The sequence below is a fragment of the Thioalkalivibrio sp. ALM2T genome, from assembly GCF_000381505.1.
In the GTDB taxonomy this organism is placed as follows: domain Bacteria; phylum Pseudomonadota; class Gammaproteobacteria; order Ectothiorhodospirales; family Ectothiorhodospiraceae; genus Thioalkalivibrio; species Thioalkalivibrio versutus.
In genome coordinates this window covers 150,580-163,328 of the sequence record NZ_KB906560.1, presented here as the reverse complement: position 1 = coordinate 163,328, position 12,749 = coordinate 150,580, and the positions used below count along the sequence as shown (strand labels likewise).

The 12,749-nt window shown below is 65.4% G+C and carries 11 protein-coding genes, 2 tRNA genes and 2 pseudogenes; 4 read left to right on the top strand and 11 right to left on the bottom strand.

The window, feature by feature from the left end; genetic code table 11:
* Positions 1-331, bottom strand: a pseudogene (locus tag F816_RS14975) (IS3 family transposase); the annotation flags it as partial.
* 233 nt (positions 332-564) lie between these two features.
* Between F816_RS14975 and F816_RS0107705 the strand changes: the two are divergent.
* The 4 genes and pseudogenes from F816_RS0107705 to F816_RS0107690 all read left to right on the top strand — a co-directional run bounded on the left by F816_RS0107705 (position 565) and on the right by F816_RS0107690 (position 2,736).
* Positions 565-807 (top strand): type II toxin-antitoxin system Phd/YefM family antitoxin, encoded by a 243-nt coding sequence (locus tag F816_RS0107705; protein ID WP_019594253.1) that lies wholly within the window; start codon positions 565-567, stop codon positions 805-807.
* A 164-nt stretch (positions 808-971) separates the two neighbouring features.
* Positions 972-2,126 carry a transposase gene (locus tag F816_RS0107700; RefSeq protein WP_019594252.1) on the top strand — a complete coding sequence of 385 codons (1,155 nt, stop codon included), beginning with the start codon at positions 972-974 and terminating at the stop codon, positions 2,124-2,126.
* 64 nt (positions 2,127-2,190) lie between these two features.
* Positions 2,191-2,459, top strand: a pseudogene (locus F816_RS14095) (BrnT family toxin).
* Positions 2,460-2,472: 13 nt separating this feature from the next.
* Positions 2,473-2,736 (top strand): BrnA antitoxin family protein, encoded by a 264-nt coding sequence (locus tag F816_RS0107690; RefSeq protein WP_019594250.1) that lies wholly within the window; start codon positions 2,473-2,475, stop codon positions 2,734-2,736.
* 112 nt (positions 2,737-2,848) lie between these two features.
* Here the strand turns inward: F816_RS0107690 and F816_RS0107685 are convergent, their stop codons facing one another.
* The 10 genes from F816_RS0107685 to F816_RS0107640 form a co-directional block, all read right to left on the bottom strand.
* Positions 2,849-3,067: a nucleotidyltransferase family protein gene (locus tag F816_RS0107685; RefSeq protein ID WP_019594249.1), complete on the bottom strand. Its 219-nt coding sequence runs from the start codon at positions 3,065-3,067 to the stop codon at positions 2,849-2,851.
* 242 nt (positions 3,068-3,309) lie between these two features.
* Positions 3,310-5,754 (bottom strand): EAL domain-containing protein, encoded by a 2,445-nt coding sequence (locus tag F816_RS0107680; RefSeq protein ID WP_019594248.1) that lies wholly within the window; start codon positions 5,752-5,754, stop codon positions 3,310-3,312.
* Between the two features lie 269 nt (positions 5,755-6,023).
* Positions 6,024-7,118: a diguanylate cyclase gene (locus tag F816_RS0107675; protein ID WP_019594247.1), complete on the bottom strand. Its 1,095-nt coding sequence runs from the start codon at positions 7,116-7,118 to the stop codon at positions 6,024-6,026.
* A 139-nt stretch (positions 7,119-7,257) separates the two neighbouring features.
* Positions 7,258-7,331 (bottom strand) — tRNA-Cys (locus F816_RS0107670).
* A 91-nt stretch (positions 7,332-7,422) separates the two neighbouring features.
* A tRNA-Gly gene (locus F816_RS0107665) sits at positions 7,423-7,498 on the bottom strand.
* Between the two features lie 42 nt (positions 7,499-7,540).
* A complete protein-coding gene (locus F816_RS0107660; protein ID WP_026333193.1) occupies positions 7,541-8,890 on the bottom strand; it encodes a sensor domain-containing diguanylate cyclase in 1,350 nt (449 codons plus the stop codon).
* 75 nt (positions 8,891-8,965) lie between these two features.
* The gene (gene pgsA / locus F816_RS0107655; protein ID WP_019594245.1) at positions 8,966-9,517 is read right to left on the bottom strand and encodes a CDP-diacylglycerol--glycerol-3-phosphate 3-phosphatidyltransferase; all 552 of its coding nucleotides are present in this window, start codon (positions 9,515-9,517) and stop codon (positions 8,966-8,968) included.
* Between the two features lie 9 nt (positions 9,518-9,526).
* Positions 9,527-11,353, bottom strand: a complete 1,827-nt coding sequence (gene uvrC, locus F816_RS0107650; RefSeq protein ID WP_019594244.1) for an excinuclease ABC subunit UvrC — start codon at positions 11,351-11,353, stop codon at positions 9,527-9,529.
* Positions 11,354-11,637: 284 nt separating this feature from the next.
* On the bottom strand, positions 11,638-12,273 hold the full coding sequence (locus F816_RS0107645) for a uracil-DNA glycosylase (protein WP_019594243.1): 636 nt from the start codon (positions 12,271-12,273) through the stop codon (positions 11,638-11,640).
* Positions 12,263-12,739: a CYTH domain-containing protein gene (locus F816_RS0107640; RefSeq protein ID WP_019594242.1), complete on the bottom strand. Its 477-nt coding sequence runs from the start codon at positions 12,737-12,739 to the stop codon at positions 12,263-12,265. The genes F816_RS0107645 and F816_RS0107640 overlap by 11 nt, the downstream gene beginning before the upstream one ends.
* Between the last annotated feature and the right edge of the window lie 10 nt (positions 12,740-12,749).

Genomic DNA, 12,749 nt, shown 5'->3' with positions numbered 1-12,749 from the left:
GTTCCGTCTTGAGGCTCAGGAAGAAGCGCTCGACAACGGCATTGTCCCAGCAGTTGCCCCGGCGACTCATGCTCGCCTGGATCTGGTGCCGGGCCAGCAGCCGCTGCCAGGCGGCGCTGGTGTATTGGCAGCCCTGATCCGAGTGCAGCAGCAGTCCCGGCTCCGGCTGGCGCTGCTCCAGGGCCATGCGAAGGGCCTCGCAGGTCAGGCTCGCCGGCATCTGCCGGTCGAAGGCCCAGCCGACGACCTTGCGCGAGTACAGATCGAGGATGACCGCCAGATAGCTCCAGCCGGTGGCGGTCGGGATATAGGTGATGTCGGATGCCCACAGGAAAAACGGGGACAGATTTATTTTAGAGCAAGGGTAGGGACACCCATTTAGTACTGGAGCCCCGGCTAGTCCGGGGCTTTTTTATGGTTCATCGAGCATTAAGAAAGGGTAAGGACACCCACTTTGTTGACATAAGCCGGATTCGCCGAAGCAATCGGCCGCAATCCCCGCGTCTGCAACCCGTCCCTCACGCCAACCGATTTCTCGGACGGTTGCGCCAAGGGGAGTGCGGAATGTCCGAGACGACCGTTAGTTTGGCGAACGCCAAAGCCCACCTGAGCGAACTGGCGGAACGGACCGCTGCAGGTGAATCCATCCTCATCACCAAGCGCGGCAAGGCCATCGCGCGCCTTTCCAGCGCCACCGCCCCCAAGAAACCGATCGATGCGAATGCGCTCCGCCAAGTAACGGATACCCAGCACAACCGGACCAATGAGAGCTTCATGCGGCGAGTCCGTGACGATGCCCGCTGCTGATGCGCCGAACCTCGGGCAAACCCACCTTGCTCGCCCCGCTCTAACGGAACCCTGGAACGCGGTTTCGCTACGCCCTGAAAAACTCCAAGGCATTCACTATCCTAACGACAGGAACGTAACGAACCTGCGTTGCTGCAAGACCTACTCCACGGAAGGAGTTCATCATGACCCAGCCCCGCTCGACCGTCGTCTCTCTGGACGACACGCCCTGGTACCACGTCGTTTCCCGCTGCGTCCGCCGCGCGTTTCTCTGCGGGCACGATGCCCACTCCGGGCGATCCTTTGAGCATCGCCGCGGCTGGATCGCCGACCGCTTGAAACAGCTTGCGTCGGTCTTCGCGGTGGATATCGCCGCCTATGCGGTGATGAGCAACCACTTCCATATCGTTGTGCGGGTGGACGATGCACGCGTCGAGCCCCTGGAGCGCGACGAGATCCTGCGCCGCTGGACGCAGCTCTTCTCGGGGCCGGTGATGGTGCAGCGGTATCTGGCCGATCCACAGCGACTCGGCCCGGCCGAGATGAAGATCGTGGATGCCTGGGTGGAGACGTACCGATCCCGCCTCGCGGACCTGTCGTGGTTCATGCGCGTGCTGAACGAGTCGATCGCCCGCCAGGCGAACGCCGAGGATCGCGTGACGGGACGGTTCTGGGAGGGGCGTTTCAAAAGCCAGGCGCTGCTCGACGAGCAAGCAGTCCTGACGGCCATGGCGTACGTCGACCTGAACCCGATCCGCGCCAGGATGGCCGCCACGCCAGAGGCCTCCGAGTACACCTCGGTCGCGGAACGGATTGCGCTGCTGCGCGAGACTTCCGAGGACGAAGGAGCGGAAGCTAAACCAGCAGCCGGCGATGCCGAGGTTCCAGGCGACACGGCCGCGCCAGGCCCGCCCCGGGCCACGAGATGCGACACACGATCGACCCGCTCACGATCCGCCCCGCACGAAACGGAATCCCCGCACCCGGAGACGACCCTGAACCGACTGGCCAGCGCACCGCTACTGCCATTCGACGCCACTGGCCGGGCGGAGTGCGCCGCGCCCTTTGCCTTCGAGGACTATCTGGAGCTCGTGGAAGCGACGGGGCGCGTCATCCGCGAGGACAAGCGCGGCTTCATCCACGATGATGCCCCGCCCCTGCTGGAGCGTCTGGGCATTGATCCCGATCAGTTCATCCGTGCGGCCAGTCGCATGTTGCAGCAATTCGGCTCCGCCATCGGAACGCCGGCCCATCTCACGGCCCGGTGCGATGCCCGCCAGACGCGCTATTTGCGAGGCATGGCGGCCGCCCGGCAGCTCTTCCCTCGGTCGGCTGCCTGATCCCGCCACCCGGACCCAAGACCAGCCATTGGCCCAGCAATGATTTTGTACATACAATAATCAAATGCAGATTGAGTTCGACGCGCCGCAAACTAGGCCAAGCACGGGGTCTCACTCGCGCTGGCCGTGAGCCTGGAGTGGGAGACCCTTCTGGCCATGGAGGATCGTCGAAAGGACTACCGCGAATGTCGCATGCTGGGATACCCCCTGATGGGGGATCGCTTGTACTGCGTCATCTTCACGGACCGAGAGAATGTGCGAAGAATCATCAGCCTGCGCAAGGCGAATAACCGGGAGATCAGTCGTTATGTCCAGATCGTTGACGCTACGTAACGGCCGTCGGGTCTTGCTGAACAACCCGGAAGAGGAAACGGCGATTGATGCCGGTATCGAAGCGGACCCGAACACGCACGAGCCGGACGAGGAAGAAGCGCGGGCCCTGCGGCGCCCCGGCCGCCCCCCAATGGACGTCACCAAGGAACGGATCACGATTCGCCTGTCGCCGGAGGTTGTGGAGGCCTTCCGCGCGACCGGAAAGGGCTGGCAAACCCGCATGGATGGCGCCCTGAAAGAATGGCTCAGGGAACATCACCCAACCACGAAGTCCTGAATGGTCGACGCATCGCCGGACACCAGGTGTTGGACCCTTGATCACTCCCCTCGACTCCGCCCTGCACAGCTTTAAGGCCCGACGCGCGATCGAGTGAAACCAACCCGCGCGGTCACACCCGCACCCCGTACTGTTCGATCTCCGAGCGCAGCGTCTCGCTTGCCTCGCTGAGGTCGACCAGGTCAAAGCTATACAGCGTCGGAAGCTCCTCGATGCGCTCCCGAAGCCGGCCCCAATCCCGGCTTGTCGCCTTCCGCGAAGGGATCACGGCCAGGTCGATGGCGGAATGCGGCCGGGCGGTTCCCTTGGCCCATGAACCGAACCAGATCACTTCAGAAGCCCCCCAAGCTCTTCCCTCACGATCCCCGCCGCATCGGATGCCAAACCCGTGACGCGGTTCAGGGCCCGCTTCGCATCCTGATCATGGGCTGCCGTTACACGAAAAGTCATGCATCCACCAATCACTTAACTGGGTACGAATATAGCATCCGACCGGGCTTCACTCGCCGCTCACTCCAGACGCTCACGCCTGGCTAGACCACCTCGTCGCTCAGAAACTCCCTCACCACACGATTAGCGAAACAGGTCAGCGGCGGGGGCCGGACGGTGGAGCAGGAAGCCCTGGCCGATGGCGCAGCCTTCCTGCAGCAGGAAGGCGCGCTGGGGTTCTTCTTCCACGCCCTCGGCGATGAGGTCCAGTTCCAGGGCGACGGCCAGCGCGATGATGGCCCGGATGATGGATTCGTTGTGGCGGGAATGGCCGATGTCGCGTACCAGCGACTGGTCGACCTTGAGGCGGTGCAGCGGCAGGCGGCGCAGGTGCGCGAGGTTGGAATAGCCGGAGCCGAAGTCGTCCATGGCCAGACGCACACCGAGGCCGTCCAGCCGGCGCAGGATCGCCAGGGCGCGCTCGGGGTACTCCATGATCATGGTTTCGGTCAGCTCGACCTCCAAACGTTCGGGCGCAATGGCGAAGCGCCCCAGGGTCTCGCGTACGGTGGTGACGAGTTGCTCGTCGTGCAGCTCGCGCGCCGACAAGTTTACGGCGATCATCGGGATGTTCCGGCCCGCCTCGTCCCAGGCTGCGAGCTGGCGGCAGGCCGCCTCTAGCACCCAGCGGTCGATCGCCTGGATCAGGCCGGTCTCCTCGGCCAGCGGGATGAACTCCGCGGGGGATACCATGCCCCGGTGCGGATGGTTCCAGCGCACCAGGCTTTCGACCCCCACGCACTCGCCACTGGCCAGGTTGAACTGTTGCTGGAAGTGGAGCACGAACTCGTGGTTGACGATGGCCTGCCGCAAGTCGTTTTCCAGGAACAGCCGATGCTCGGTCAGGGTGCCCATCTCGGCGTCGTAGGCGCACCAGCTGTCCCCTCCCCGGCGCCGCGCATCCTGCATCGCCAGCTCGGCGGCGGTCAAGAGCTCTTCGCGCGTCTTCCCGTCGCCGGGGAAGCGCGCCACACCGACACTCGCCGTGAGCACCAGCGCGCGCCCTGCGATCTCGAAGGGGGCCCGCAGGGTATCGATCAGCGACTGCACGAAGGTGCCGAAGGCTTCCACGGGCGGGCTCTCGATGATCAGGCAGAACTCGTCGGCACCGATGCGGGCTACCGTGTCCTCGGGCGACAGGGCCTGGCTCAGGCGCTGTGCAATGCCCTGCAGCACGGTATCCCCCGCCGCGGTCCCCAGGGTCTCGTTCACGTTGCGGAAGCGGTCCAGATCCATCAGCACAACCCAGCGCGCCTCGCCGTCCGCCATGGCGCGTTCCACCGTGTGTCCCAGGCGGTCCTGCAACAGGGCGCGATTGGGCAGGCCGGTGCGCGCATCGTAGTGCGTCATCTGCCGGAGCTGTTCCTTCTGCTCCATGCTGGCGGTCAGGTCGGTCCAGCTGCCAACGATCTCTAGCTCGCCGCGCCCGTTGCTCCCTTCCACCACACGCATCTCGTCACGCACGTGGCGCAGCTTGCCCCAGCCATCGAACAGGCGGAACTCGCGAACGAGCTCGCCATCCTCCAGCAGCCGTTCGTTCTCGCGCAGGGCGTTCGCGCGATCCGCGGGATGCAGCTGATGCTCGAGCCAACCAGGACGCATCGCAACGTCGAGGTCGACTCCATACAGACGCTGGAGGTTGGGGCTAACCCATACCGGATAAAAGTCGTGAGCATCCAGCTGGTAAATCACCGTAGGCCCACTGTCCAGCACATGCTCCAGGCGCTGGTTGACCGCGCTCAGCTCGCGGGTTCGCAGACGCACCTGCCAGCGCAGCAGCAACCCCGTAACCGCCAACAGGACGACCAGAGCCAGCGCGATGATCAGCGCCCACACCACCCATCCCGGTAGCCCCGGTTCGCCCTCCGCGAGCAGCGTGGCCTCAAGGGCCTCTTGGTAGGGCGAGCCCGCCAGGGGCTTCCAGCGCTCCAGATAGGCGTCGATCAGTGCCAGACGCTCCGCCTGCGCCCCCGGCGCGGCCGCGTAGTGCAGACCCACCTGGCCGAAGGTGATCGGCGTCTCCACCAGCCCGTAGGCGCGGGCGTGCTGGCGTCCGTAGAAGTTATTGCTGACGGCGGCATCGGCTTCGCCGGCCGGCACCGAGGCCAGCACCGCTGGGAGATCGCTGTAGGGAACCAGTTGGTACTCGAGACCCGGGTTGCCAATTTGTTGCCGGCGCAGGTGGCTTTCCTGCACCGAACCCTCCAGCACGGCAATGCGCCGCGAACCCATGGACTCCAGACTGCTGAACCCCGACTGCGGGAACGCGTATACCTGGCTCCAGCCCTGGACGACCGGAATCTGGTGAAACCCGAAGAACGCCTCGCGCGTGTCGGTCCGGGCCACATCGGGCATCAGATCCAGCCGGCCTTCGCGCAGGTCGTCAAGGCATTGCGACCATTGGCATGGGACGTACTCGATCTGCCAGTGCTCCCGACGGGCGATCGAGTCCAGCAAGCGGACGAACAGGCCGTCGGCCTCCCCGTGCTCGTCCACGCTGACCTTGGGCGCGTTGTCGTACACCCCCACGCGCAAATCCGGCGCGGAGGCCGTGGAGGACGGCGCCCAGGAGGCAAGCAGCAGGCCAACAAACGAGAGGCTGAGGAACCCGCGCAGGTCCCTCGATCGCTTCCGGAGGGGCCGCCGCGTTCGAGGCGATTGGGAGCAATCCGTTGCGCGCACGACACTCTCTTGGAAAGACCGACATCCGCATAGTGCCATGCTCGGCCCATTGATGCGCGTCGGATACCACGCCTTCTTGGCTCCGCACCACAATGCCTGCATCCAGGCGCGCGGCGTCATCCAAGAAGGACCCGATTGCGCCCCTCCTCCTTGGCGCGGTACATCATCTTGTCGGCGCGCCTCAGCACCGCATCCAGGCTGTCTTGAGGGCCGAAGCTGGTTACACCGAACGAGGCCGTGACGCGAACCCCGGCGATCGCTTCGCGGGCAATCGCCTCCCGACAGCGCTCGGCAAGTTGCAGGGCGCCCTCACGGCCGATCTCCGGAGCCACGATGAGGAACTCCTCCCCTCCCCAGCGAGCGACGGAATCCGGCTCGCGCACCGAAGATCTCAGGATTCGTGCAATGCCGGCGATCACGGCATCGCCGATCGCATGACCATGGGTATCGTTTACCGCCTTGAAGTGATCAATATCCATTCCGATCACAGCGACCGGCACGCCGTAGCGCCGGACCGAGGCGGCATGCCGCTGCAGCACGGACTCGGCCGCCCGCCGGTTGGCCAGACCGGTCAGGGAATCGGTCTGCGCCGCCTGTTCCAGCGCCTCGCTGCGCACCAGAGCGTCTTTGACGGTATCGCGCATGGAGGTCGCGACACTGGCCAGGGCCAACAAGACAGCCAGAAACAGATGCACCCGCACCAGGTAGACGCCCGCATCGCGCGAAAGCTCGCCACGCAGCCACTCCCCTGCGGCACCGGAGGCGGCGATCAGGGTGGCCACCACGAGGATGGCCACTCCGGCCCGAAACCCCCGGCGATGCTCGAGCATCACGAACGCGGCCAGGATCACGATTCCAACCGCCCAGTAATGCCCGCCGGCCAGGACCAGAAGGTGCTCGTCCAGGGGGCCGCCCGCGTGGAAATGCCATGCGAGACGACTGAGAATCATCATAGCCACCATCGCCAGCATCCAGGCTTCCAGCCACAACAAGGCCTGTGGTGCACGCCACACCGCTACGAACAGCGCGGCCAGGACCAACGCAAACAACGGATAGAGATACGCGAGGAAGACATCCCCCGGTGTACGAACGGCCCAACTGAGCAGGAAGATCGCGATACCGGCGGGCAATACGACGAGATATACCCCCCGCTTGCGGGCCTCCACCCGTTCCGCCTCCGCTCGTGCGCTGCCGATCGTTTCGTCCTGCATTCCACCTTTCCTCATTCAGGCGTCACGAAGGTACCCATATATGGGCCCCAACCTGGCATCCGCGCGCCGCCCCGAGGACAACGCCCGCAAAACGCGAAAGGCCGCCTCGAGGGGCGGCCTTTCGCGGGTGCTGCAGTGATGGAGGCTGGGGTCGGAATCGAACCGGCGTACACGGATTTGCAATCCGCTGCATAACCACTCTGCCACCCAGCCTGTATCGGGTGGGTTTCGGCCCCACAGATGCTGGCGCATCTCCAGAGGCCGAAACAGAAAACCCCGGCGAACCGGGGTTTCAAAAATCTGTTGGAGCGGGAAACGAGATTCGAACTCGCGACCCCAACCTTGGCAAGGTTGTGCTCTACCAGCTGAGCTATTCCCGCTCTTCGTTATCGGCGCGTATTCTACCGCAGATTACCCGCAGGTCAATACCCACGGTAGCCAATTGCCTCGGCGCCGTGCACTGCCCGGTCGAACACGACCACCTGGTTGCGCCCGGCGTTCTTGGCCACGTACATCGCCGCATCCGCCGCGCGCGACAGGGCGGGCCCGTCCGTCGCGTCCAGCGGAAACAAGGCGACCCCGATACTGCAGGAGATGTGCACCTCGGTCCCCTCGCAGTTGAACGGGTCCGCGAGCACGGCTCGGATCTTCTCGCCGATCGCCGCGGCATGCGCCCGGCTCTCCTCCACCGACTGGAAGCGAGGCAGCATCACCACGAACTCGTCGCCCGCAATGCGCGCGGCCACATCACTGTCGCGCAAGGCACCCGACAGGCGCTGCGCCACCAGGCGGAGCAGCATGTCGCCCACCGCATGCCCGTGCTGGTCGTTGACCGGCTTGAATTCGTCCAGGTCCACGAACATCAGCGCCACCTGCTGCCCCATTCGGCGAGCCCCCGTGAGCTCGTGATCGAGGATCTGAAAGAAAAGGGTCCGATTGGGCAGGTCGGTCAACGGATCGTAATGCGCCAGGCGCTGCATATGCGCCTCGGTCTCCTTGCGCTCGGTGATATCCCGAGCGATGCCGAGGAACGCCGTCACCCGACCCGCGTCGTCCAGCACGGGCGAGACATTGCTGGTGTGCCAGCGGTAATGCCCGTCCTGGTGGCGGATGCGGTACTCGATACCGCTTTCCTTCTTCCCGGTGTCCGCAATCCGTTGCAGGAACGCGTAACACGCGGGCAGATCCTCCGGGGCTACGTATTCGTCGATCGAGTGATCGATCGCCGCGCTGACCGGATGGCCAAGGTTCTCCGTCCAGTTGGGCGAGACGTAGGTGAGCACGCCGTCCGGGCGCAGCGAATAGATCACGTCGCTGGCAGTCTCGACGAAGGCACGGAACTGCGCCTCGCTCTGGCGCAGTTCCGCCTCGAGCTCCTTGCGCGTGGTGATATCGGTGGCGAAGCCGGTCCAGATGATCGTGCCATCCGCCAGCCGCCGCGCGGTGTCATAGGCGGACAGCCAGATCACTGTGCCATCGCGGCACTGCATGCGGAATTCCTGAAGCCAGGGCTCCGAATGCTCGGCCGATTCCATTGAGCTCCCGATCACCGCTTCACGATCCTCGGGATGGATACAGTCCAGCAACGGCGCGGCATCCTTCTTGAGGGCCGCACGATCCACACCGAACCAGGCCTCCACCACTTCACCCACGTAGGGAGAGTCGAAGTGCCCATCGGGCGTCCTGCGCAATTGATAGACAAAACCCGGCAGCAGCCCCTGAAGGGCCTCCAGGGTCTGCATGTTGTCAAGATCGAGATCAGAAACGGGCATGGGCAGTCCACGCGCAGCGCCGGGCAGGTGTCCGCAGTGTAGCCCCAAAGCCCCGGCCGACAAACACGCCGCCCCTTACTGCGAGCGCGCGGCCGCCAGCATGTACTGGATCATGGAGACCAGGGTCAGGGCGGCGGCCAGGTACAGCAGCCACTCGCCGATCAGGAAGGTGGGCAAGCCAACAATGGCCTCGGCCCACAGCAGCAGGAAGATCGCCACCATCTGCGCGGTGGTCTTCACCTTGCCCACCCACGACACCGCCACCTTGGCGCTGCCGCCGACCTCGGCCATCCACTCGCGCAGCGCGGAGATCGCGATCTCGCGCCCGATGATGACGATCGCGGCCAGCGCAATGCCGAGCTCGGGGTTGTGGTCCACCACCAGCACCAGGGCCGCGGCGACAATCAGCTTGTCCGCCACTGGATCGAGGAATGCCCCGAACCGACTGGTCACCTCCCAGCGCCGGGCCAGATAGCCGTCCAGCCAGTCGGTCACGCCAGCCAGGGCGAAGATGATGGCCGCCACGATTCCGCCCTGCGGCATGGACAGGCCGTAGAACGCGAGCACCAGTAACGGGATCATCACGATCCGCGACCAGGTCAGCCAGGTGGGCAATTGGGGAAACATGGCAGTGGCTCAACTCTCGTGAAACTGGTCGTAAATCGCCTGCGCGAGCCGGCGGTGAATCCCCGGCACCTTGGTCAGCTCCTCGACCCCGGCCCGGCTGACCCCGCGCAGGCCACCAAAGTGCTTCAGCAGCGCGCTGCGACGCTTTGGCCCCAGCCCCGGGATCGCCTCCAGGGTGGACTCTTTGCGCGCCTTGGCACGGCGGGCGCGGTGCCCGGTGATCGCAAAGCGGTGGGCCTCGTCGCGGATCTGCTGGATCCAATGCAGCGCGCCCGAATGCGCGGGGAGTATAGAGGGCGCCTCTACCCCGCTCAATATCAGGGTTTCCATGCCCGCCTTGCGCTCCTCGCCCTTGGCCACGCCCACGACCTTGATGTGGTCCAGCCCGAGGTCGGCCAGCACGTTCAGCGCCTGGGTCACCTGGCCCTTGCCGCCATCGATGAACAGGAGATCCGGTTCCTGCCCCTCGCCCTTCTTGAGCCGTGCAAAGCGTCGGCTGAGCGCCTGATGCATGGCCGCATAGTCGTCGCCCGGTTCGATCCCCTCAATGTTGAAGCGCCGATAATCCGACTTGATCGGCCCTTCCGGTCCGAACACGACGCAGGAGGCCACCGTGCCCTCGCCGCCAGTGTGCGAGATGTCGAAGCACTCCATGCGCTTGGGCGTCTCCTCCAGGCCCAACTCGCTGGTCAGCGCATCCAGGCGCGCCGTCTGTCCCGCCTGGCTGGCAATCCGGGTCTTCAGGGCCAGTTCGGCATTGCGCCGCGCCATGTCCAGCCAGCGTGCGCGGTCGCCGCGCAGCGACCAGGCCAGCGCGACCTTGCCGCCCCGCCGCTCGGCCAGGTACGCCTCCAGTGTCTTGGCGCCCTGCGGCTCGTGCGACAGCAGGATGCGCGCCGGCGGCTCGCGTTCCGCGTAGTACTGCGCCAGCACCGCGGCCATGATCTCGTCGGTCTCGGTCGCCTCCGGCACGTTCGGGAACAGCTCGCTGTTGCCCAGGTTCTGCCCATTGCGCACGAAGAAGATCTCCACCGCGCAGGTCCCTGCCTCCTGCGCGAGGGCAAACACGTCGGCATCCCCCTCGCCGCCGGAGACAAACTGCTGTTCGGAGATCTGGCGCAGCCGTGCGATCTGGTCGCGCAGGCGTGCGGCATGCTCGAAGTCCAGGCGCGTCGAGGCCGCCTCCATCCGCTCCATCAGCTCCTCGATCACCGCCTCGCTCTTGCCTTCCAGGAACTTGACCGACGCCTCGACGTCGCGCGCGTAGTCCTCCGGGGAGATATGGCCGACACAAGGCGCGGTGCAACGCCCGATTTGGTACTGCAGGCAGGGGCGCGAGCGGTGCGCGAACACGCTGTCCTCGCACTGGCGCACCTGAAAGAGCTTTTGCAGCAGCGCCAGGCTTTCGCGCACCGCGCCGGCCGAGGGGTACGGCCCGAAGTAGCGCATGCCCTTCTTGCGCGCGCCGCGATGAAACCCCAGGCGCGGGTATTCCTGGTTCGAGACGTAGATGTAGGGATAACTCTTGTCGTCGCGCAGCAGCACGTTATAGCGCGGCCGGTGACGCTTGATCAGGTTGGCCTCCAGCAGCAGCGCCTCGGCCTCGGTATGCGTCACCGCAACGCGGATATCCGCGATCTGCCGCACCATCGAGCGGATGCGCGGCCCGCGGTCGTCGCTCCCACGGAAATAGCTGGGCACCCGGCTCTTCAGGTTGCGCGCCTTGCCGACGTACAGCACGTTCCCGGCCGCATCCAGCATCTGGTAGACGCCGGGCGACTGCGTCAGCGTCTGCACAAAGCGCTTGTGATCGAATCCAGTCTCGGAGGTACTCATGATCGTTTCAGGATACCGGAACTCCCTTGCCACCCGGCATAGCCCCCGCCCGCCCGACGCCATCCCGCCCCAGGGGGGCCCTCAGTCCGTCCTTGCGAGGCCCCGAAGGGGCCGCGGCACCAAAGCGCAAAGCGCGTTGAACGGCCGCAGGCCGGCCTGAAGGGCGAGCCAAGCGAGTCATCTCCGAACGCTGCCCCCATACGGCTCACCGCTCCAGTCAATGGCCGCGGTCCCCGTGGCGCCTCGCAATGACGGGGAGATTGGAGCCCCTGCTCGCGTACTCCCTACCCGAGGTAGGTGCGAATGCGGGTGAAGAGTTCGTCGAACATGGCGGGGGTCAGGCGGCGGGTTTGAGTGTTGTAGCGCGAGCAGTGGTAGGAGTCGATCAGACGGGTGTGTGCGTCCAGCTCGTGTTCGGCGCCGTGGGCGAAGCGCAGACTGGACAGCGGCAGGCCCTTCGCGCGCAGGATGGCGTCGTGGGCGATCTTGCCCAGTGCCAGGATCACCCGTGGCTGCATGGCCGTCATCTCGGCGGCCAGAAACCCGTTGCAGGTGCGGATCTCTTCCGTAGTCGGCTTGTTCTGTGGCGGCAGGCACTTGACCGCGTTGGTGATGCGGCAGTCGAACAGTTCCAGTCCGTCGTCCGCGCGCACGCTCTCCGGTGCACTGGCGAAGCCGTGTTCGTGCAGGGTCTGATACAGGAGCACACCGGCATAGTCGCCGGTGAACGGGCGCCCGGTGGCGTTGGCCCCGTGCATACCGGGTGCCAGGCCAACGATCAGCAGCCGTGCATCCAGCGGGCCGAAGGACGGCACGGGCGCGGCGTGATACTCGGGGTGTTTCGCCCGCACGTCCTCCAGAAAGCCCGCTAGCCGCGGGCAGGCGCGGCAGTCCGCCGCGAAAATCTCGCTAGGAGGCATCCGGCCACTCGCGATAGGGATTCCGGGCGAGTTCGGTGTTGTAGTAGCGCGGATCGTGCGAGACCTCCTCGCCCAGCCAGTCCGGACGCGGGAATTCGGCGTCACTGCTCGGTAACTCCAGCTCGGCGACGATCAGGCCGGCATTGGCGCCCTCGAACACGTCGACCTCGTATTCCCAGCCTTCGACATCCACCCAGTGGCGGGTCTTTTCGACCTGCGGTCCGGCCAGCGTGTCCAGCAGGCGGTGGGCCTCGTCGACGGGGATGTCGTACTGGTATTCGTCGCGTTCCACGCCGAGGGTCGCGCTCTTGATATTGAGGTTGGCGCCCGCCTCGTCCACCCGCACGCGGATGGAGGCACGGTCGTTGCCGCACAGGTAGCCCTGCCGCATGCGCTGCGAACGCACGATGCGCTCGCGCCAGGCATCACTGGCCAGCAGGAATTTGCGTTCGATCTCGCGGCCCATGCCGAATGCT